The 20,986-nt window shown below is 47.4% G+C and carries 17 protein-coding genes; 9 read left to right on the plus strand and 8 right to left on the minus strand.

Translation table 11 applies throughout. The features are described 5' to 3' along the window. Positions 1-155 precede the first annotated feature (155 nt). Positions 156-1,175: a GlxA family transcriptional regulator gene (locus tag ACQ4MZ_RS09325; RefSeq protein WP_430844496.1), complete on the plus strand. Its 1,020-nt coding sequence runs from the start codon at positions 156-158 to the stop codon at positions 1,173-1,175. 55 nt (positions 1,176-1,230) lie between these two features. On the opposite strand, the gene ACQ4MZ_RS09330 is transcribed toward ACQ4MZ_RS09325, so the two are convergent. Continuing rightward, positions 1,231-5,406, minus strand: coding sequence for a carbohydrate-binding protein (locus ACQ4MZ_RS09330; RefSeq protein ID WP_430844497.1), 4,176 nt, complete (start codon positions 5,404-5,406; stop codon positions 1,231-1,233). 145 nt (positions 5,407-5,551) lie between these two features. Then, positions 5,552-5,812 carry a filamentous hemagglutinin gene (locus ACQ4MZ_RS09335; RefSeq protein WP_430844499.1) on the minus strand — a complete coding sequence of 87 codons (261 nt, stop codon included), beginning with the start codon at positions 5,810-5,812 and terminating at the stop codon, positions 5,552-5,554. Positions 5,813-5,973: 161 nt separating this feature from the next. On the opposite strand from ACQ4MZ_RS09335, the gene ACQ4MZ_RS09340 reads away from it, so the two are divergent. Continuing rightward, complete coding sequence (locus tag ACQ4MZ_RS09340; protein WP_430844500.1) at positions 5,974-6,927, plus strand: YjgN family protein; 954 nt, start codon at positions 5,974-5,976, stop codon at positions 6,925-6,927. 17 nt (positions 6,928-6,944) lie between these two features. Beyond that, positions 6,945-8,030 (plus strand): M48 family metallopeptidase, encoded by a 1,086-nt coding sequence (locus tag ACQ4MZ_RS09345; protein ID WP_430844501.1) that lies wholly within the window; start codon positions 6,945-6,947, stop codon positions 8,028-8,030. A gap of 71 nt (positions 8,031-8,101) precedes the next feature. Here the strand turns inward: ACQ4MZ_RS09345 and ACQ4MZ_RS09350 are convergent, their stop codons facing one another. The 4 genes from ACQ4MZ_RS09350 to ACQ4MZ_RS09365 all read right to left on the minus strand — a co-directional run bounded on the left by ACQ4MZ_RS09350 (position 8,102) and on the right by ACQ4MZ_RS09365 (position 12,143). Beyond that, the gene (locus tag ACQ4MZ_RS09350) at positions 8,102-8,959 is read right to left on the minus strand and encodes a hypothetical protein (RefSeq protein WP_430844503.1); all 858 of its coding nucleotides are present in this window, start codon (positions 8,957-8,959) and stop codon (positions 8,102-8,104) included. 299 nt (positions 8,960-9,258) lie between these two features. After that, positions 9,259-10,098 (minus strand): hypothetical protein, encoded by an 840-nt coding sequence (locus tag ACQ4MZ_RS09355; protein ID WP_430844505.1) that lies wholly within the window; start codon positions 10,096-10,098, stop codon positions 9,259-9,261. Positions 10,099-10,294: 196 nt separating this feature from the next. Beyond that, positions 10,295-11,167: a hypothetical protein gene (locus ACQ4MZ_RS09360; RefSeq protein WP_430844507.1), complete on the minus strand. Its 873-nt coding sequence runs from the start codon at positions 11,165-11,167 to the stop codon at positions 10,295-10,297. 136 nt (positions 11,168-11,303) lie between these two features. Next, positions 11,304-12,143, minus strand: a complete 840-nt coding sequence (locus ACQ4MZ_RS09365; RefSeq protein ID WP_430844508.1) for a hypothetical protein — start codon at positions 12,141-12,143, stop codon at positions 11,304-11,306. Positions 12,144-12,310: 167 nt separating this feature from the next. Between ACQ4MZ_RS09365 and ACQ4MZ_RS09370 the strand changes: the two genes are divergently transcribed. Next, positions 12,311-13,111, plus strand: a complete 801-nt coding sequence (locus ACQ4MZ_RS09370; protein ID WP_430844510.1) for an SHOCT domain-containing protein — start codon at positions 12,311-12,313, stop codon at positions 13,109-13,111. A 51-nt stretch (positions 13,112-13,162) separates the two neighbouring features. Here ACQ4MZ_RS09370 and ACQ4MZ_RS09375 read toward each other — a convergent pair whose 3' ends face one another. Beyond that, complete coding sequence (locus ACQ4MZ_RS09375; RefSeq protein ID WP_430844511.1) at positions 13,163-13,978, minus strand: hypothetical protein; 816 nt, start codon at positions 13,976-13,978, stop codon at positions 13,163-13,165. A 265-nt stretch (positions 13,979-14,243) separates the two neighbouring features. On the opposite strand from ACQ4MZ_RS09375, the gene ACQ4MZ_RS09380 reads away from it, so the two are divergent. After that, positions 14,244-15,122 carry a mechanosensitive ion channel family protein gene (locus tag ACQ4MZ_RS09380; protein WP_430844513.1) on the plus strand — a complete coding sequence of 293 codons (879 nt, stop codon included), beginning with the start codon at positions 14,244-14,246 and terminating at the stop codon, positions 15,120-15,122. Between the two features lie 62 nt (positions 15,123-15,184). On the opposite strand, the gene ahcY is transcribed toward ACQ4MZ_RS09380, so the two are convergent. Then, on the minus strand, positions 15,185-16,501 hold the full coding sequence (gene ahcY / locus ACQ4MZ_RS09385; protein WP_430844515.1) for an adenosylhomocysteinase: 1,317 nt from the start codon (positions 16,499-16,501) through the stop codon (positions 15,185-15,187). A 300-nt stretch (positions 16,502-16,801) separates the two neighbouring features. Here ahcY and ACQ4MZ_RS09390 point away from each other — a divergent pair, with 300 nt between their 5' ends. From ACQ4MZ_RS09390 to ACQ4MZ_RS09405, 4 genes are all read left to right on the plus strand, one after another. Next, a complete protein-coding gene (locus tag ACQ4MZ_RS09390; RefSeq protein ID WP_430844517.1) occupies positions 16,802-17,899 on the plus strand; it encodes a sensor histidine kinase in 1,098 nt (365 codons plus the stop codon). Between the two features lie 3 nt (positions 17,900-17,902). Beyond that, positions 17,903-18,625 (plus strand): LytR/AlgR family response regulator transcription factor, encoded by a 723-nt coding sequence (locus ACQ4MZ_RS09395; RefSeq protein ID WP_430844519.1) that lies wholly within the window; start codon positions 17,903-17,905, stop codon positions 18,623-18,625. 149 nt (positions 18,626-18,774) lie between these two features. Further along, positions 18,775-20,244, plus strand: a complete 1,470-nt coding sequence (locus tag ACQ4MZ_RS09400) for a right-handed parallel beta-helix repeat-containing protein (protein ID WP_430844521.1) — start codon at positions 18,775-18,777, stop codon at positions 20,242-20,244. Positions 20,245-20,253: 9 nt separating this feature from the next. Further along, positions 20,254-20,985, plus strand: a complete 732-nt coding sequence (locus tag ACQ4MZ_RS09405; RefSeq protein ID WP_430844523.1) for a hypothetical protein — start codon at positions 20,254-20,256, stop codon at positions 20,983-20,985. Position 20,986 lies beyond the last annotated feature (1 nt).

Consider the following 20,986-nt stretch of genomic DNA (forward strand, 5'->3'; position numbering starts at 1 on the left):
CGTGGCAAATAATTGTTAATATAACCATTCAAAATTTAAGAAAAATGAGATGGGAAGCAACTGCTTAAAACGACAATCGAGAGGGGTATTTGGGACAAAATTTCTATATTGGTGCCCGCTTTGACCTGAATGTCAAAGATTAAACCATCAACAACATGTTACAACTAGGACTATTAATTACCAACCGGCACCGCTTATTGAGCGTAGCAGCGATCCTCGATGTATTCGAATCGGTGAACAGCTTCTACGAACGGGCTAACCAGCCTCATTTTTTCAACATTACACTATTCTCGCCCGATCCCGAGCCGGAAAAGTTCTACGGAGCTTATCCGATGAAATCGATTAATGAGTTTACCAAGCAGGACCTTATCCTCGTGCCGGCATTCGGCTCGGGTGATGTGCAGCTTTCGATTATGAGCAACCAGGGATGCATTCCCTGGCTTTGGGAACAATATAAAAATGGCGCCGAACTGGCCAGCTTCTGCACGGGCGCGTTCCTGCTTGCAGCTGCGGGCCTGCTCAACGGCAAGCATGCCACCACGCATATAGACGCAGCGGAGGTGCTGGCTTCCAATTTCCCGGATGTCATCATGAAGAGCGATGCAGTGGTGACTGAAGACAAAGGCATTTTCACAAGCGGCGGGGCTACCAGCAGTTTCCACCTCATGCTTTACCTGATACAGCGCTTTTGCGGAAAGGACCTCACTTTGCGGACCGCCAAAATGTTTGCCATAGATATGGATCGCGAGCAGCAAACCTATTTCGGCACGTTTTCGCCGCCCCAGAACCATGGCGACGGACTGGTGAATATGGCGCAGCGGAAAATCGAAAAGGAATACCAGGAGGGCAGTACCATCGAAGTACTCATTCAGGATATTCCGGCAAGCCGCAGAAATGTGGTACGTCGTTTCAAGCAGGCAATCGGCGTGACGCCCATCGAGTATTTGCAGCGGACACGTATCGAGGCGGCCAAGAAATTGCTGGCGCAAACGGATCAGAGCGTACTCGAAGTAATGCTGAATTCGGGTTATAACGATTTAAAATCCTTCCGGCAGTTGTTCAAAAAAAGTACGGGCGTAACACCGAAGGAGTATCGCGACAAGTTCAATATAGCCAGACTGGAAACCGGCGGGCGCTGGAACCGGCGCATGAGCGGTGCCGCTTACCTCGATTAAAACCAAAAGCCCGGACATAACGACCCGGGCTTTTGATTGCTATGACATTCCGCTGTCAATTAACCTTGGCGATCTTGCGGAATGCACGGTCACCGCCTTGCTGGATTTCGACAACGTAAATGCTGGCAGGCAGCTGTGTAATGTTTACTTGGTGCGAAAAGCGGTTCGCCGTTTTATTCGCTTGCATATTCTTGTAAAGCGTTCCCGATTTCGCGTCAAAAATGCGGATTTCGATTCGGCCGGTTTTTTCGTTGGCGAGGTCGATGCTGATGAAGTCGGAAGTGGGATTGGGATAGACTTTTGCTTCTGCGTGGAGTGATACCTCTTCCTTTGCAACGGGTGCTGCCATTTCTACGGCTGCCTGTCTCGCATTCTGGCTGTCGGCAGCGAGGACGAAAATCGGCGTTTCCCCGGCGGTAACGGTTACCTTACCATCCACAATCGGCAGTTCGGTCATGGCCATGTTATCTGCGCCGGCGGTAGGTGTGTAAATCCGGGCTGTACCCGACTGGTTGAGATTTACGGTATATTCGGCGGTTCTACCTATTTCATCGGGGACTGTCAGAATGAAAAGCGACTTGCCGTTCAGTTCATAACGGTCAACGATCGGGTCGTTGTTGATCGTTTCCTTGTATTCGTATTGTCCGAACAGTTTCTGTGTTTGCAGAAAGTAGTCGGCAGCTGGCCGGCGGGTTTGGTCGTTGTTAATGAACCCTGCGGACGCGAACATTCCACCGCCGCCGTTGTCGTCATACATTTGATAGAAAAACAATTTCTCAACGCCATTGCGGGCGGTGAACAGCGAAGTGCGCAGGATCCAGTCGGCCTGCGTTTGCAATGCAGATTTGTTGCCGATAGGAATCGCCTTCAAGGGGCTGTCCTGATGTACATCATAGCCGGCTTCCGTGTTCCAGATTGGCAGGTCATTAGACACTTCGCGGGTTACTTTGACAAAGTTTTCGAGGATTTCTTTTGCATTGGTGACCTCCGGTGCCGCGCCGCGGGTGGAGGTACCGCTCTGGCTTGATGATGCATTGTCGGTATAGAGGTGGAAATTCACCACGTCCCAGCAGAGGTTTACGGTGCCGTCGGCATTATAGCCGCGGAACTCCTTACACCAGTCTACCATTCCTTTTACAAAATCGGGGCCGGTAACAAGTCCCGCGATCACCACTTTCATATTAGGATCGGCATTTTTAACACCTACGCCGGCGCCCATCGTATTCTTGTGGCCATCGTAGAATGCCGACATGTTCGCCGCATATTCGCGGGCTGTCTGATAACCTTTACGGCCTTTCCACCATTTGTCGCGCTCATTGTCGCATTCGATGTATTTGATAAGGTTCAAGCCAATTTTGACCGTGTTAACCGGGTCGTTGGTCCATCTAGGAGTTGTTGAAACGCTCAGCAGCGAAGGGTCGACATTGGTATTGCTTCCGTAACGCGCTGCATATTGAAATGCAACTTTGGCTTGCTCGATGTAAGAAAGGGGATCTGCGAAGTTCTTTCCGTAGCGTACCGGCACGTTTTCGGGGTCGCGCTGGTCTTCGGGATAAGTCTCGCGCATCCAGGCCGGCTGTGTTTTGAGACAAGCTAGCACCTCAATACCTTCTTGTTTGCAACGTTCGTAAATCAGGTCATAATTCCAGCTTCCGCTTAATGTCGGATTGTAGGAATAAACGCCCTCCGAAGATTCCAGCTTTTCCCAGTCCATGTAATGCCGCAGTCCAGTAAAGTTTTTGGCGACCTGTACTTTCGATTCAACGAGCGACTCGGTATGTACCCCATCCTGGAAATACCACTCATAACCGTTCACGCCGAGCATGTCATTCAGTGTAATATGTTTGGTACGGGCAGGTTTTGGAGTTTCGGTTCCAGGCGTGTAACTTCCGTAGAACTCGATTTCCGTTGGTAATGTGTTCGACATCGTCATTACCAGGTAGCGGATATTACTCATTGGCTGATCGAGTTTGAACTGGGCGTCGCCGGACAGTTGGCGATCGGGGTAGGGGCCTACCCAGCCGTTATAAATCTCGCCTGTGAATGTTGCCACCGGAATGCGCTCCCATTGATCCGTGATCACGGACAGTACCAGCGGAAAATCCTGTGCGGTACCTGTGAAATCAAAGAATTTGACACCATTGAGCGTAATCTGTTCCCCTTCTTTCAGCGGATAATAGGCCTCATAATTGTTGATCACCTTACCCCAGCCAGTGAGCACATTCTCCTGGGTATTGCCGTCAAACAGTCCGTCGAGGCCGTTGGCTGCATTGGTGAGCTGGTACCAGCGTTTCGGATCGATCGGGATTCTGGCGCCGAGAGCCGGATTATTGGGGTTCGAATTGTCGGAAACAATGAATGTCCTGGCCACGTTGTCGGCCGTCAGATAGTTGTTATTACCGACTTGGGAGGCGGTAATGGTCACTTGTCCGGCAGTATGAATGGTTGCTTTCCAGATACCGGTTGCATTCGAGACGGATACGACCGAAGGATTGGAAGAAGTAAACAAAACAGGTGTTTCCGGGTTCGTGCTGCTGGCGGTCAGGTTGAATGAACCATCGGTGAGGTTTTTATCTGAAATCGCTTCAAATGTAATCACCGACTGCCCCTGAACAGAGCCGGGTATTACTTCAAACCAGTTGAAATTGAATGCACCGCGGTTGGCGAAGATGCGGAAAATCTGGCTGCCGGCTTCCAGCTGAACAGTCGTGCGAACGGTGGTGTAGTTCTGCCAACCGCCGGTTTGGGGCACATCCACGCTGCCGAGTATAGTACCATTGGTGTTTTTGAATTGAATATGCCCATTACCCCACTGGTTGGCTACCCTGAAATTGACGGTATAGGTGCCAGCCGTTGGTACATTCACGTTGTAATCCATCCAGTCGTTGTCGTCAATGTAGTTCACATTGATGTTCCCATCCACGTCGCCAGTAGCCTCCGTGCGTACGTCCGACGCCACATCAAAGCTCTCGGCTTCAATTCGGTTCGTTAATGCCCGGGATTCTTTGGCCTCAAACCAGTTGAAGTTCCATCCGCCCTTTGTGGCGAAAATCCTTAGCCTCTGGTTTCCCGCGGGGAGCGATGCCAGCATACTGACGGTCTTCCAGCCCTGCATTCCACCCGTTTGCGGCAATAGAATGCTGCCCAGCTCCACACCATCGCTGTTTTTCAGGGCAAGCATGGCCTCAGGGCTGTATCCGTTCGCGATGCGGTAGCTGAATGTAAAAATGCCCGCTGTCGGAACATGTACATCATACTCCATCCAACTGTTATCCTGGATCCACTCCACATTCTGGCCGCCGTCGGTATCCTCGGTATTTTGAAGCTGTACGCTATAAAAATCGTTGAAACTTTCCGCCTCTACTTTCGCGGGAAGGATTGTACCAGTGATAGGTGCGCTGGCAGAAACAAATGCAAACCAGTTAAAATTAAACGCACCATTTCGTGCAAAAAGCCGGATCACCTGACTGCCGGCCGGCAGGGGAACGGTGGTAGTAATGGTCACCCAGTTCTGCCAGCCCCCTGTTTGGGGCACATTTACTTGTCCGAGCACGGTACCTGCTGCATTCTGTATCTCGATGACGCCGTTTCCGTAGGCATTGGCGACCCGGAACTGAATTTCATAATCACGTGCGTTTGGGAGACTGATGTTGTAGTCCATCCAGTCGTTATCATCGATATAACCGACATTGAGGCCGCCACCTTCATCGCCCGTAACTTCCGTACGCACCTCGTACATCGCATCAAAGCTTTCCGCTTCAATTTTTCCATCCGCTAGGGGGCGCGAGGTGTTTACTTCAAACCAGTTGAAGTTCCAACCGCCTTTTTCAGCGAAAACGCGAATTACTTGATCTCCTTGTGGAAGTAATGTGACTATCGAAACCGTTTGCCAGCCTTGCATGCCTCCGGTTTGCGGAAGCACAATCCGGCCAAGCGAGGTGCCTGTTGTGGATTTCAAAACCAGCGTTGCTTCGGGGCTGTACCCGTTCGCAATGCGGAACCTGAACGTGTAGTAGCCCGCCGAGGGCGCCTGGACGGCATAATCCATCCAGCTTCCATCCTGAATCCAGCCGACATTCTGGCCTCCGTCGGCGTCCGAAGTGTTCTCGGTGCCAACAGCATTCATTGCCGTAAATTCTTCCGCTTCAATCTTTCCGGGGAGTAGCTTATATGACTGTGCCTGAATAGAGAAGGAGATGAGTAAAAAACAGAGTGTAAAAATTTTAGCCATTCGTCGGGTCTACAAATAAATTTGAGTGAAGATACGATGAATTTAATTCCGGCTACAATTTTTGTAGTAGTTTTTGTGGGGGTAATATGAAAGATAACTGCTTTATTATGAAAAACTTCAAAATAATACACTTTGTAAAATTGGGTTACTTAAATGCAGGTATGCCAGGCTCTTCCCCAGGCAAGGGCTCCACTTCGGGGACGATAGGTTCCACTGGTGGTAGCTCGGGCTGTGGTTCTACCGGAGGCGTCTCCGGCTCCTTCTCATAAGGAGGAGTTTCCTCAGGTATATCGGGGGAGGGTACCTCAGGTCGGGGATCGAATGGAGGCGTTTCACGCGGGTCACTGGGGTCGCCACCGCCATCCATAGCGTCCAGGTACTCGTTTGCCAATTGATAAATATCCATGATTTCCAGTTGTTTTGATGAAATGAATGTCAGTCAATGACTAAAATAACTGTGCCGAAAGGTAAATGTCGCCGCAGTTTTTGTGCCCGATAACGTACGATTCATATAATAGCACGTTGAAATCTTTATATTTGACCTTCTCCAAATTCAAATCTAACTAAATGGAACAGCAAGAAACCCGCCAGCTTACCTTTCATGGAGAGGGAGCTAAACTCTTCGGAATTTACATCGTCAATATTCTTTTGACCATCGTGACGTTCGGGCTTTACTACCCGTGGGCAAGGGCTGCATTGTTGAAATACATGTATGAGGAGTCCGAGTTCGAAGGAAGCCGTTTTACATTTCATGGGACGGGTAAGGAAATGTTTATCGGTTTTATCAAGGCGATCGGGATTTTCGTGGTGCTTTATTGCATTCTGCTCGGTGGAATCGCGACACAAAAACCAACGCTAATGATGATCGGTCTTGCCGTTTTCTACATCGGGTTTCTGTTGCTAATCCCCATTGCTATCCATGGCGCGCTTCGTTACAGAGCTTCGCGATCATCCTGGCGGGGCATTCATTTTGGTTACCGTGGTGACAGAAAGGAGTTATTGAATACGTTCATTATCGGGAGCATCATTACCCTCATTACATTCGGTATTTACGGCGCATGGCTTATTATTGAACTTAGAAAATACATTTTCAAGAACCTGCGGTTCGGCAACATTACATTTTCATACGAAGGGGAAGGCGGCGCTTTTTTCTGGTTGAATATAAAGGGGTATTTCCTCACACTGCTGACTTTGGGGATTTACGCTTTCTGGTGGGTAAAAGACCTTTTCAATTACTACGTGAATAATATCCGCATGTATCAGGGCGAAACGCGGCTGGCTTTCCGCTCGACGGCCACTGCGGGAGGGTATTTTAAGCTTCTCATCGTCAATGTGCTGATCATCGTTCTGAGTCTCGGTTTGGCCACACCTTGGGCAATTGTGCGTACCATGCAGTTTGTATTTTCAAATATCCATATCGACGGGCCGCTGGATGTCGATGCAATCATTCAAACCGAGGCTGATTATACCGATGCAACCGGTGAAGATCTCGCGGATATGATCGATATTGGGATTGTTTAACCGACCTTGCTGGCTTCATGTACAATTTTAGTGTCCGTTACCACGACGGCCGACTGTCCATCACGCACGACGCGACGCTCACCCTCATGCCCGATCACTGGCTCATTCATTACCGTGATCCCTCGGGCGAGCTCACTTCGGTCCGATGGACGATACCCGGTATCGTGACGGACGAGAATTTCAGTAACCTATACATTTTCAGGTACGGAGAATTTCCGCAGCAAACTATTGAATGTAAAGAGGACAACCTACCCGAGACGCTTAAAAAGCGCTACCCGGAGAAGGTGTTTTTTCAAAAGAGTGTTACGGATATTTTTAAACTGAACAATGCCACTATTGTAGGGGTTGCTTTGGCTGTTTTGATGCTGATGGGCCTGGGCTACTGGTTTGGACTTCCCTGGCTGGCGGGGGCCGTCGCGTCGCGTTTTCCCGTAGGCACCGAAGTGCGAATGGGTGATACGATGTATGAAAATATGATCCGCGCTTATGAGGTGGATCAGGGCCTGACAGCCGTCACCGATGATTTTGCGAAGGCCATTGATTTCAAAACCCATTACCCTATACGCATAACCGTCGTGAAGGATAAGGAGGTCAATGCATTTGCCTTGCCAGGCGGGCGTATTGTGGTATTCGACGGCATCCTCCGGAAAATGCATACGAAGGAGGAGCTTGCCGCATTGCTGGCGCATGAAGTCTCCCATGTGCATTACCGGCACTCATTGCGCAACATTTTCCGCAGTTTGGGCGGTTATTTGTTCCTCTCGCTGCTGCTTAATGATGTCAATGGCGTCGTTACCGTCCTGGCCGACAACTCCAATGCCCTTGCAAACCTGACTTACTCTCGTGAGCTGGAAACCGAAGCCGACAGCAAAGGGATGGTAATTTTTAAGGCAAACAAGCTGGATTTGAAAGGGTTTGTGGGTTTGTTTACCGCGCTTAAAAGCGCGCACGACGATGTGGAAAGCCTGAAACTACTGAGTACCCATCCATTGACGGCCGAGCGGTTGCGTGCGGCAGAGGAGATGGTGAAGGGGCAGGGGGTGGTGAAGGATAATGGTGATTTGGAACGGAAGTGGGAGGCGATTGAGAATGAATTGAAATGAAAATCGGGCCGTTGGTAAGACGGCCCGCCATAGTAGAGTGAGCTTAACTGTGAAACCTATCCAACGTGATCTCAGATCCCCTGCCAATATTGTGAGTACTTGAAATTCATGGTAGAAGTTGACAGTGATTGGTTGCTCCCTTTGCCAAATGGGTGATAGGCTTGTGTCCTGGATGTGACGTAACCAGCATTGTCCAATACGTAATTATACTCCCTAAAATTTGTCCATTGCGTTCCTGAGGTTGACTTAATTTCAATATCTTTTATGAGTACGTCACTAAACTTACCGAAAAAAGGCAACAACGGCTCAGTATTGATATTCTCAGGATTTAACGGGTATTTATCTGCTATTGCAGTGTAAGTAAATTTAGCTTCCTGAACCGGTCCGGCGTTGTTGATAGCCACAATTTTATCGAGCCGGTAAGCATTGGTCGGGGCATTGAATATATAAGAATAATTCCATTTAGCCCATGAGCTTTGGTAAAACATAGTAACCTCGTCCAATAGGCCTGATGCATTGTATTTATATTGACAACTGTCACCATTCGATCCTGTGACTGCAATACAGCGACCGTTTGCTATTTCATATATTGATTCACCTATTTTAGCATTTGTTGCTTGCGAATAGGAGGTGCAAGTGATAAATAGATTAGTGGTTCCATTATTGTCATTGTAAGTATACTTCCTGTACGTTGTTGCATTACTCACCCTATATAACATACCCATGAATTTTCCGCTTTTTATATATTGAACTCCGTCATCTCCATATTTTACCAATTTTAGAGCGGCATTTGTTTTAGCGTTTTCTTCATTGACCCCCGTCGTGGAATTAGATGCCGGACTAACTGGTTCATCATGATTACAAGCAGTCAAAATTCCAATCAGCAACAGATATTTAAATACATTACCGCCAATTTTAAATAGTTTCATAAAATTTGAAATTAAAGTTGATAAAATAATTTTCGATTCAAAATTACCTGAAACCGTAAAACGTATTGGAATTATTTAACTAACGGATAGTATTGTTGATCGAATGACAAATCGGTGAAAACAGAGCTTCTATTTTGATGTGAGTTGGGAATTTTATTGTAATAAAACTGATAGTGTGAGCCGTTGAATTGGTTACATATTTTTGAAGTGTTTTAATAAAATTGGATCGGAAAAAGATTGAGGCTGTATTGAAATAAAACCGGATAGTAACAAAACTACCCGGCTTGAAATAGAATGCATTATAGTCCCGGCCAACTTGTTATGTAGCTTAGACTATCTGTCGAAACATCAAATGCCGGCTCATATATGTTGGGATAATATGTGTCAGTCCTCGTGGTAACGTACCCGTCACCATTGAGGGTGTAGGTATAGTTGTCAGAGGATGCCGTTCCATCTAAATAATCCGTAATAACGGACTCTACTAGTTTATCGCTAAATGTTCCGAAGATCCTGAGATATTTATCAAGCTGAGTATGATAGGGATTTAGAAAATATTTGTCCTGAAATGCAGAATAGCTGAACTTGTATTCCATAAACGGGCCCGATTCGCCAATATATGTGATCTTGTCAAGCCGTTGAGCGTTTGGTAAGATTATCTTATAGGAAAACTGCTGTGTGAGAATATGTGCTCCAAAGTACCTCTTAATTTCAATCAGCGATCCTTGCGCGTTGTATTTGTACTCATAAGAAAATTTGGAGGTCAAATCCATGCTTGCCACACATCGCCCGTTTACTATATGGTAGGTTTTATGACTTGAAAGTTTGTTGTTGGATTTGGCGTATTTTTTGCTAGTAATCCACAAGTCGCCCGAGCTGTCATCGTAAGTGTATTCGGTGTAAGCATAGGGGTCATGTACCTTCCATAGCTTGCCGGCGAATTTCCCAAATTTTAAATATTGCAACGAGTTATCTCCGTGTTTTACTAAAAATACATCCGCTGTTATTTTTGCATTTTGATTGGTATTTTCGATATTTGGGATGCCGGGAGGCTGAACGAGTGAGTCATTTTGACACCCCGCTAACAATGCAGCGAGTGCCAACCCTTTCAGTGCCTTGCCTACTGTTTGAAATGAATTCATAATTTTAGCTATTAATAGGTTGAATGAAAATAAAATCATATCAAACTTAGCAGGAAGTGTAAAGTGCTGAAAATTCGATTGCCTAACGGCATAGATTAATAAGTATTTGGTTGAAGATTTTGAATTATTTGTGCTCTTGGAAAATAAAAAACCGGCAATCTATCCGACTGCCGGTTTTGAGTAAATTAACACTATACTAAATTCCTCCCCAGCCGGTCGAGTAATCTAGTCCACTGTATGACGCTTGTTTTCCGGCTTCATATCCATAGCCAAGTGGGAAAAACTCTTTATTTCTTCCAACAACATAGCCATCCGCATTGATGCTGTAAAAATAGCGATAGTAAGGTTTTGCCTGATTGGTATAAGGAAGAGGCGTTATCTGTACCTGCTGAATTAGTACATCGCTGAACTTACTAAAATAGGGTAGGTATGGGTCCAATCCCAAATGTTCGCTGTTCAGAGGGTACTTGTCCTTCTTCTCTGCAACAAGGCCGTATGTATAGGTGAAATTGACCTGTTTATAAGCGCCGGTCGGAGTAGAGAATACAACTTGTTTTAATCGCTCCACACCGGTGACTGAGTTGTAATCATATGTAAACACCTGTTTCTGTGTAAGCGCTCCCGATGATAAATTGATTTCGTTGAGTCGACCTACCTCGTTGTAAACAAATTGCGATGTCCAATTGGTAGTGAGATTGATTTTGGTAACGCAACGTCCGTTAACAATTTTGTATTTTATTTCATCTATCAAAGCGTTGGTACTCTTATTGTAACGCTTGCTGGTGATCCAGAGGTCACCTGTGCTGTCATCATAGGAGTACTGCACATAGGAGCCCGTTTCGGAAACTTTGGAAAGTTGGCCGGTAAAGCGTCCCTGTTTGACATATTGAAGTATGGCCGTGCCATCTTTTATTAGTTTCAATTCTGCATTTACTTTGGCATTCGGGTCATTAACGTTTACGTCGCTAGTCTGTTGTGGTGACATCACGTCGTCGTTTTGGCATCCGGTCAGAAGTGCGCCAAGTAGTAATACTTTTAATAGGTTTCCGGAAATGTGTAATTTTTTCATAACATTCTTTAATTAAATATGTGGCGATTGTTTAAACTCATTTTAAACACAGCCACTGATAGAGCGTGCCATTTATCGGATGGGCGATTAGATAGAATGGATGATTAGAAATTTGATAGAATTTATAAAGCTATTATTACAGCTTAGGTGACGTGTATGTTCGGCTTGTAACGATGGTCATGCCGTTTATGCTGTTTGTTGAATTAATGGTTTTAGGATATCCACCTGCGTTGAATAAATAGGTTAAACTATATCCGGCAAATGGATCGCCATTCCACGGCAGAATTTTTGTTGATTCGTAGGTTGGCAAAAAAGAATGGAAAGCTCCAAAAATAGGAAGATATTTACTCGTTATTCCAAGCACATCGGGGTTGATCGGGTACTTGTTTTGCATTGGGTTTCCGCCCTGGACGATATAATTGAAATTAACTTCTTTCGTCGCAGCATTTGCCTGGTTGAAAAAATTGACACTTTTTAGGGAGGTTATGGCACTCTGGTCGTATCCGAATTCCATTCGCTCGTTTGGATTTGCCTTATTATAGACTTTCACTAACCTGCTTAGTTGCCCGTACTCATATTTAAGGGACTTGTTAGTTTCGGTACTTAGGCTTTCAGCACAACGTCCAAGGCCATCAAGCTGATAGGTGATCTGATAAATCAATGCGTTTGTGAAAATATTCTTTCTTTGCGCTACAATTGTCGATCCATTGTATTTATATTCTGTGTAAACATTTTCATCGGTATTTGTTACTTTTTTCAATTTTCCTCTATTCACGTCGTAATCGCCATAATATTCCAATTCATTTGCACCCTCTTTTAATAATTGTGGTGTAAAAGTAATTTTAGCATTATGATCATTAGTTGTGATATCGGATTGAGATTGTTGTGTCACAACATCTTCATTCCGGCAGCCGGCAAGCATTGCAACTAATGCAAATACTTTCAGCGGATTTCCGGTCAGCGTAATTCTTTTCATAACGTTTCGTGTTTAAATGTTTAAAAATTGACAAGTCTCGATTCAAACATAGTCGCTGTGTAGAAGTCCCAGGAAATCCAATGCGTGAGTGGCAGGAATCGGTTTGTTTACGGTTTGGAATGACCGGATGGCACTGTTTTTATGGTTGTTTTTCAAAATTGGATATCATGAAAACATTAAGCACAAGCGGACAGCAGCAAGCGACCGAGATCGCTGACCGATATAACTTACGGCCGGAAACAGTGGTATCGCTTTTAAAGGCGATCATCCACGGCAATGGTACGATGGCCCAGTTCAACCTGCCTGAGCTCGGAGGGCAGGGGCAATGGATGAAGGGCGGGATGACGATGGTGGGCGATATGTTCAATAGCTCACTCCGCAGCACGGTCGACAAGCTCTGTAACGAGCTTTCGGAACTGGTTACTACTACGGTATTATTTGAGACAAACGATGATCCGCTAAGCGATTCTCCCGTTCGCGAGGGTGAGCGCGAGCAACCAGGCACGCGAAATGGTTTTTTCAGCGAGCCAAGTAGTTCCTGGCCCGCGATATTCGGGAATCCGACATCGAGTGGTTCGCAGAACAATTTTCGGTATGCGTACTTTGCGCCGGTGCACAGGCTGGTGATCGAGGATAGTGGTAAACGAACGATCTACGACACCAAACACCACCAGATTACGGGTGTTTCGCAGCAACAGGGCACGACGAGTTCTTACCGGTTTACGAGCCAGGAGGGGCAGGTGGATTTGTCGGCATTGGAAGTAGTGTCGGACCCGGATGCGCCTAAGCAGCCTACGCCTGAAATAGCCTACGACGTTACCTCGAATGCAGGGGCATTGCCCACGGACAAAACGCCTCAGGACATCATTATTGCAACCATCGAAAAGTTGAATGTACTCTTTGAAAAGGGGCATATCACCGAGGAAGAATTTAAGGCGAAGAAGAAGGAGTTGCTCGAGAGAATATGAAGGAAACTTCGGGGCACTTGCATGCCCCGAATATCACGGGTTGTGCAAGTGCTAAAAGTTATACGTTGGTACAGAGTATGTTCTGTCCGTCGAGGAGACAATTGCACCATAGATTTTCTTCAATGTAATATTTTTGGCCTTACCTGCATAGTCCAGCGTATAATTATACAGGTATTGGGTACTGGATAATTTTTGACCGTTCAAAAGGTATTTGTCTTCAGTTACTGTTTGAACAAGATATGTGTTGAAAATACCGAATATCGGTAGATACCTGCTGATTCCGTCAGGGAGTAGATCCGGGGTTACTGGATATTTGTCCAGGAGAAGCGTCCCTGTTGCTGCCGAACCGTAGGTAAACTTTAACTCTTTGGTTTTCGTGCCAGACTCATCATAGAATGTCACCTTGCTAAGGGATTTTTTCCAACCACTGGCATCCGTTGTATATGAAAATTCCCGTCGCTCGTTGGGCTTGTCTTTATTGTACCATCTGGAGAGCTGCCCGTCAGCATTGTATTCGTATATGTAGGTCTTGTTTGTGACAGACTGGACACAACGGCCGGAGGCATTGAGGGTATATTTGTATTCCGCTGAGAGGGTGCCATATTTATAACCCTTAGCCGTGATCAGTTGTGGTGCATAGATAAATTCAGAGTAAGCGGTGGCATAGATTTCCTTCCACAAAACGCCCGATCCATTGTAAGACAAATCAACCTGACCATCTTTAATTAGAAGACCCGCCGCCTGAGTGGTCTTTGCGTTACGGTCGCTGGTTGGTTCCGGTGTCTGCGGTGTAGGTACCGCACCGTTTTCAGGCTGGCAAGCTCCCAGCATTCCGGCGACCAGAATTCCGTTGGCTACAATAGCCATGTTTCGAAGTAGTTTCATAAGTATCCTTTTGATTGTGAATGAATTGATTTTGAACGGGTCCAAACATAAGGCAGCGTCGGAATGCCAGGAAAAGCGATGGGCAAAAGGCGGGGGCCGAAGAGCCTTCGGTTAAATCGCCGGTGGAGAGGGTCCCGAATTTCACGGGACGTATTTTTGCAAACCACATAACATTTGCGAGTTTTGCCTTGTTTATAAAAGGCCGGCCGCTTATTAATTCGATTGGCTGGCCGTATTAATAGCACTCATGATTTTCGCACAAATTTCCAAAATTGTTGACCCCATCGCCGTGAAGGTCGACCGCTGGACGGTCGAAGCTTATCGGCTGTTACCGAACTTGCTGATTGCCGTTATTATCCTCGTCGTTTTTAGGATTCTGTCGAGGTTGGGAGGGAAGTTTATCGAGCGGATATTGGGGCACGCGTCGCAAAACGTAGCCTTGGTCGGGCTGATTTCGACCATTACGCGCATTACAATCATCACCACCGGCTTCTTTTTCGCATTGGGCGTTCTGGGATTGGATAAAACAGTGACATCCCTGCTCGCGGGGGCGGGTGTGTTGGCACTAGCGCTCGGTTTTGCATTCCAGGATCTGACGACCAACTTCATCTCGGGTGCATTCATCGCGATTCAGCGGCCGATTCAGGTAGGTGACGTGATCGAGACAAACGGTTTTACAGGTAAGGTGCTGTCGATTGGATTGCGCTCCGTAAAGCTGGATAACTTCGAAGGTCAGCAGGTGGAATTGCCGAGCAAGGATATTTTTCAGAAGCCTATCGTGAACTTTACGCATTCGGGCGAGCGACGTGTGCGCATGGAAGGTAGTATAGGGTATAAAGACGACCTTGCGATCGTCGAGAACCTTGCATTAAGCGTTATTAAAAAACTGGATTTTATCGATCCTTTGAAAGCGATCGAATTCAATTTCACCCGTTTCACGGAAAAAAGCATTGATTTTGAAATACTCTTTTGGATCCGGCAGGATAAGATCGGCCCGGGTCCGGCCAAAAGTGCGGCGATGAAAGTTGTGAAGCGGATTTTTGACGAAAACAATATCGCATTTCCGACACCGGCAAGGCCTGCAGACCTTGCTCCGCCTGGTTCGACGAAGCCGGACGATAAATAAGGAGCACAAAAAAGACCCCGCCACAAATGTGCAGCGGGGTCTTTTCAATATCAATCCTATTATTAATAACGGTAAGTCTCCGCTTTGAAAGGACCTGCGACAGTTACACCGATGTAAGCAGCTTGCTCTTCGGTCAGTTTGTCGAGGTTCGCGCCTACGTGTGCGAGGTGCAATGCAGCTACTTTCTCGTCCAATGCTTTTGGAAGAACGTATACTTTCTTCTCATAAGCAGCGGTGTTAGTCCAAAGCTCGATTTGCGCCAAAGTCTGGTTCGAGAATGAGCATGACATAACGAAAGATGGGTGGCCCATTGCGCAGCCCAGGTTCACCAGACGGCCTTCTGCCAATACGATGATGTCTTTGCCCTCCACGTTGTAGATGTCCACTTGTGGTTTGATCTGCGATTTGGTGTGGCCGTAAGATTTGTTCAACCAAGCCATATCGATTTCGTTGTCGAAGTGGCCGATGTTACAAACTACTGCCTTGTCACGCATTTTGAGGAAGTGACGCTCGGTGATGATTTTGTAGTTACCGGTCGCAGTAACGAAGATATTAGCGCGATCAGCAGCTTCGTCCATCGTTACCACCTCGAAACCGTCCATAGCAGCCTGCAATGCGCAGATCGGGTCGATTTCAGTAACGAGTACGCGGCAGCCTGCGCCACGAAGCGATTCGGCAGAACCTTTACCTACGTCGCCGTAACCTGCTACAACTGCTACTTTACCAGCCAGCATAAGGTCAGTCGCGCGGCGGATAGAGTCAACCAGTGACTCGCGGCAACCGTATTTGTTGTCGAATTTAGATTTTGTAACTGAGTCGTTTACATTGATGGCAGGCAGGTGGAGCGTACCGTTTTTGTAGCGCTCGTACAAGCGGTGCACACCGGTTGTAGTTTCTTCCGAAAGACCTTTGATGCCGTCGATCAGCTCGGGATATTCGTCAAATACCATGTTGGTAAGATCACCGCCGTCATCGAGAATCATATTGAGCGGCTTGCGCTCTTCGCCGAAGAATAAAGTCTGCTCGATGCACCAGTTGAACTCCTCTTCGTTCATTCCTTTCCATGCGTAAACAGGGATGCCCGCTGCCGCGATGGCCGCTGCCGCGTGGTCTTGGGTAGAGAAGATGTTACATGACGACCAGGTAACTTCTGCACCCAATGCTGTAAGGGTTTCGATCAAAACCGCAGTCTGGATCGTCATGTGCAAGCAACCTGCGATACGCGCACCTGCCAAAGGCTGTGATGGACCGTATTCGGCACGGATCGCCATCAAACCAGGCATTTCAGCTTCTGCCAATGTGATTTCTTTACGGCCCCATTCGGCCAGCGAGATGTCTTTTACCTTGTACGGAATGTACGTTTCGGTTGACGTTGCCATTATTTTACAGTTTAGTTAATATCTTGATTTTACCACAAAACTAAGTAGAAAAACCACCGGAGGGAATAAATGCAGATACAAATTCTGATTTAGGGGCTTAATTTGGATATTTTATCTTCCAAAGGCTTGATATGGCCACATTAGAAAGTGACGGCCCTGTGATTCACCGGTTAGCGAAGATATTTTGTCTGTACAGCAGTCCATTACCCAATCGATGCTGTTCGTCGACAATAGTATGACATTGGTCGACAATGCTTTTCTAACCCGGTATTGGCCTCCGAAATCGTTATCTTTGTTCCTATGCGCCCTGTTTTCCCGGTCCTGAATAATACCCAACATCAAAGAATTTTACTGCACATTTTGTTCTGGCTCGCCGTGCTGACGATCCTGACGATTATTTATGGTGCAGGTATGCCCGATTACTGGCTCACGATCGGCATTGTGGCCCTGTTCATGCCTATACACATCGGCTATTTTTACCTGATCGCCTACGTCATCATCCCTCGGTACTTCGATCGCAAGAAATATGTGCAGTTTGTACTGTTCTTTTTGCTGATCGTCATCAGTTCCACGCTGGCTTTCAGGTTGATGGAAATACTCGTCGCCGATCCGATTATTTATAATGCGGTGAAAAAGAACGACCCGACGTTCGTCTGGCGGAAGCTCGATGGGACGTTCGAACAGCAGCTTGCCAAGCCTACATACCTGATCAGCGCATTCGAGCAGACCAATATTTTCGTCTGGATCGCCTTGTCGGTGAAGTTTTTCAAAATGTGGTTCGATAGGCGGCAGGCGGCGATGGAGGCCGAGCTGAATTTCCTCAAAGGTCAGCTGCACCCGCATTTTTTGTTCAATACCCTTAATAACCTGTACGCATTGACCCTCAAACAATCACCGCAGTCGCCCGGAGTGGTGATGGGGCTGGCGGAGATCTTACGGTATATGCTTTACGAGGCCAATACCGAGGTGGTGCAGCTGGAAAGGGATATTAGTATACTTAAAAGTTATATTGAACTGGAAAAGATCCGGTACGAAGATCGGCTGGATATCCATTTCAGTATCAATGGCATGGCACCGGAATATAAGATAGCGCCGCTGCTGATACTGCCGCTCGTGGAGAATGCATTCAAGCACGGCGCCAGCGAGCAGATCGGGCAGGCGTGGATCAATATGGATTTGCGGGTGAAGAGCAATGCATTGAAATTCAAAATATCTAACAGTAAACCCGAGACCGCCATGCCGGACGATCGCCCGCATCACGTCAGCATAGGCCTCGCGAACGTGCGCAAGCGGCTCGAAATCCTCTATCCTTCGGCCCATAACCTCAAAATCATGGACGAAGAAGATGTATTTGCCGTGATCCTGGAAATTGACCTTGACAAACGATTGGAAATTTGAATTATGAAGTTGAAAGCCATTCTGGTGGACGATGAACCCCATGCGATCGAGGTGTTGGACAACTACCTCGCCAATTTTGCGGAAATAGAAGTCGCGGCGCGCTGCCAGGATGCGATCCAGGCATTTCAGGTATTGCAGCAGCAGAAGATCGACCTGATGTTCCTCGACGTGAAAATGCCCGGACTGAAAGGCACCGATCTGCTGAGAAGCCTTAAAAACCCGCCGAAAGTCGTTTTCACTACCGCATACCAGGATTATGCCGTGGAAGGTTTCGACCTCAATGCGGTTGATTACTTAATGAAACCCATTCCGTTCGAGCGTTTCCTGAGGGCAATGGACAAGGTATTTACAGGTTTAAACATTTCTAACCAATCCGTTTCCATAACGCAAAAGGCTACACCGGCTAGCCAGGATGTGTTTTTGTATTTAAAAGTGGACCGTAAAATGGTGAAGGTGAACGTCAACGACATTTACTGGATCGAGAGTTTAAGAGACTATATTAAGGTCGTTTTGAAAGATAAGGCCCTCATTTCGAAACAGAAAATCAGCCTTTTGGAAGAACTCCTTCCCGAGGACGGGTTCATTCGCATTCACCGGTCGTTCATTGTGTCGGTGGACAAGGTGGAAAGCTACCATTCGCATAAGCTTGAAATCGCCGGAAAGGAGCTGCCTATCGGGCGTAATTTCCGCAACGACTGCCAGCGCCGCTTCAAGCTGACCTTTTAAATGGCGCTGCAAATGGCGTTTGTCGACAAAACCCGCTGTTGATCGACACTCGGTTTGCTGCGTTTCCCAGGCTCGCCAAATCGGTTTAAAATTGCACCGCCATTGAAAAATGGAAGTGAAATTCATTTAAATCATTTGGATTATTAGCCATGTTAAAAGCAAGAAGAATTCTTTGGGCAGCCTTGTCCTTTGCCCTGTTGCTGGGTAGCTGCAAGGAGGACGAAGATCCAACACCATCCAACACATTGACCGCCAAAGCAGGTGCGGACCAGAATGTAAACGCAGGCTCTGTTGTGAACCTCGACGGTAGCGCATCTACCGACAGCGAGAACAAGCCGTTCGAATTCAGTTGGGCATTCAGTAAAAAACCGGCGGGTAGTACCGCCAATCTGGCCTCGGCTACCACCGCCAAGCCAACCTTCACGGCCGACCTTCCTGGTGAGTACGAAGTAGAACTGACCATCAGCAATGCAAACGGGCAGAGTAAAGACAAAGTCCTGATCACCGCCACCGTGATTGAACCGATTGTGATCGACGCGAATATCCGTGCTAAACTCACCCTTACCGACCGCATCAACAATCCGGCCATTCCGGATTACATCGTGAATGCGAATGTGTCGGTGAATGCGGAGCTTGAAATCAAGCCGGGCGTGGTGATTGCATTTGCGCGGGATACCCGCATTGAAATCAACGACGGCGGCGGTGTGTTGCTCGCCAAGGGCGATTCGGCGAAACCGATCCGTTTTATCGGTAAGGAAGCTACCAAAGGTTTCTGGTCGGGTATCGTATTCCGCTCGTCGAGCAGTGCGAACACGCTCGAACACGTGCAGGTAATGCATGCGGGCAGCAAGCCGCTTTACGCGACTATCAAAGCAGGTATGGCGGTCCTCGGGGCCGGTCGTGCCGAAGTGAATATTAAAAACTGTCTTTTCGAGCAGAATGCAGGTTATGGCCTCTACCTCGAATATTCGGTAATTCTGGCATCGTTTGAAAAGAACAATTTCAAGGACAATACCGAAGCGGGCATCCTCATGGGCGCGGAAAACGTGAAAAACCTCGATACGGATTCTAAATTCACGAACGGGAATGGACGCAACGTGGTAGAGATTTTCGGATCATCCCTGCCTAAAAACGCTACGACGGAGGTAGTTTGGAAGGGCTTCAAAGATAAAACGCCTTACCGCATTCTTGAAAACATTGCTTCGGACGCCAATTGGAAGCTTTTGCCGGGCGTGATCATCGAGGTAGGCCGCGCGGGCTATATTACCATTGAGGACGGCTATTTCAACGCAATAGGAACCGAAACGAACAAGATCATCATCCGTGGCGCTGAAAACACCGCCGCTTACTGGAAAGGGTTGCTCTGCTTCTCGACCAGCGACAAAAACGTGATCGAAAATGCGGAAGTATCCGGAGGCGGTAACATTGCCATCGTGTCGGGCAAGAAGGCCAACATCGCGATCTACGGTGGACAGTCACGTATGGCGATCCGTAAGTCGGTGATTTCCAACAGCGGTGGCTACGGAATCTTCGTCAACTACCAGGGAACCATCAACGCCGACGTCGAAGCCGTCAACACTTTTAAGGACAACGCACAAGCGAAGCTGCTGAAAGAGTAGGTAGCGGTAATGGACAGCTCCACGTATTGTACCAGTATCATATTCGGCCTGATCACACTCCTGGTGGTATTTACTTTCCACCAGGCTGTGAGAGGCTCCCGGCTCTTCGCCGCGCTGGTCGCCCTCTGGATAGCGATACAATGCGGGACCGCCCTGACGGGATATTTCAAAGTTACCGATACCATTTTTCCAAGACTGCTATTACTGGTGGTCCCACCCGCTCTCCTGATGGCCTGGCTCTTTCTGAGTGGGCCCGGGAAAGCGCTTATCGACCGGATGAATGTAGACTTGCTTACAATGATCCACGTCGTAAGGGCGCCGATCGAGGTGGTACTTTACTGGGCTTTTATCGACAAAATGGTGCCGCATGAAATGACTTTCGGAGGTGGTAACCCCGATATCCTGGCCGGACTTTCGACGCCCTGCATTTACTACCTCGGCGCCATGCGCAACGGAATGAAATGGCGGCTGATGGTGCTCTGGAACTTCCTGTGCCTGGGATTACTGGTCAATGAAATATTCTGTACCATATTGTCTGTACCGTTCGTATTCCAGTCGATCGGTCTCGACCAACCCAATGTGCTGGTGTTGCAGTTCCCGTTTGTGCTGTTGCTCGGCGTCGTGATGCCAATCCTCCTGTGCGCGCATATGGTCGTGATACGTAACCTCGTGAAGGCGCATTGGCAGGAGCCCAAGTTTATGAGTTCGGGGCGGACGGTGATCAACCATTTTTTCAGTTGAA

Origin of the sequence: Dyadobacter sp. BHUBP1, assembly GCF_050587785.1 — a bacterium.
GTDB lineage: Bacteria > Bacteroidota > Bacteroidia > Cytophagales > Spirosomataceae > Dyadobacter.

What these genes read in the sequence shown, in the direction of transcription:
- ACQ4MZ_RS09335 (WP_430844499.1), bottom strand. Translation starts at nt 5,812, where the DNA reads ATGGATATTTATCAATTGGCAAACGAGTACCTGGACGCTATGGATGGC.
- ACQ4MZ_RS09390 (WP_430844517.1), top strand. Translation starts at nt 16,802, where the DNA reads ATGCGCCCTGTTTTCCCGGTCCTGAATAATACCCAACATCAAAGAATT.
- ACQ4MZ_RS09340 (WP_430844500.1), top strand. Translation starts at nt 5,974, where the DNA reads ATGGAACAGCAAGAAACCCGCCAGCTTACCTTTCATGGAGAGGGAGCT.
- ACQ4MZ_RS09380 (WP_430844513.1), top strand. Translation starts at nt 14,244, where the DNA reads ATGATTTTCGCACAAATTTCCAAAATTGTTGACCCCATCGCCGTGAAG.
- ACQ4MZ_RS09350 (WP_430844503.1), bottom strand. Translation starts at nt 8,959, where the DNA reads ATGAAACTATTTAAAATTGGCGGTAATGTATTTAAATATCTGTTGCTG.
- ACQ4MZ_RS09355 (WP_430844505.1), bottom strand. Translation starts at nt 10,098, where the DNA reads ATGAATTCATTTCAAACAGTAGGCAAGGCACTGAAAGGGTTGGCACTC.
- ahcY (WP_430844515.1), bottom strand. Translation starts at nt 16,501, where the DNA reads ATGGCAACGTCAACCGAAACGTACATTCCGTACAAGGTAAAAGACATC.
- ACQ4MZ_RS09405 (WP_430844523.1), top strand. Translation starts at nt 20,254, where the DNA reads ATGGACAGCTCCACGTATTGTACCAGTATCATATTCGGCCTGATCACA.
- ACQ4MZ_RS09375 (WP_430844511.1), bottom strand. Translation starts at nt 13,978, where the DNA reads ATGGCTATTGTAGCCAACGGAATTCTGGTCGCCGGAATGCTGGGAGCT.
- ACQ4MZ_RS09400 (WP_430844521.1), top strand. Translation starts at nt 18,775, where the DNA reads ATGTTAAAAGCAAGAAGAATTCTTTGGGCAGCCTTGTCCTTTGCCCTG.
- ACQ4MZ_RS09325 (WP_430844496.1), top strand. Translation starts at nt 156, where the DNA reads ATGTTACAACTAGGACTATTAATTACCAACCGGCACCGCTTATTGAGC.
- ACQ4MZ_RS09330 (WP_430844497.1), bottom strand. Translation starts at nt 5,406, where the DNA reads ATGGCTAAAATTTTTACACTCTGTTTTTTACTCATCTCCTTCTCTATT.
- ACQ4MZ_RS09360 (WP_430844507.1), bottom strand. Translation starts at nt 11,167, where the DNA reads ATGAAAAAATTACACATTTCCGGAAACCTATTAAAAGTATTACTACTT.
- ACQ4MZ_RS09365 (WP_430844508.1), bottom strand. Translation starts at nt 12,143, where the DNA reads ATGAAAAGAATTACGCTGACCGGAAATCCGCTGAAAGTATTTGCATTA.
- ACQ4MZ_RS09395 (WP_430844519.1), top strand. Translation starts at nt 17,903, where the DNA reads ATGAAGTTGAAAGCCATTCTGGTGGACGATGAACCCCATGCGATCGAG.
- ACQ4MZ_RS09370 (WP_430844510.1), top strand. Translation starts at nt 12,311, where the DNA reads ATGAAAACATTAAGCACAAGCGGACAGCAGCAAGCGACCGAGATCGCT.
- ACQ4MZ_RS09345 (WP_430844501.1), top strand. Translation starts at nt 6,945, where the DNA reads ATGTACAATTTTAGTGTCCGTTACCACGACGGCCGACTGTCCATCACG.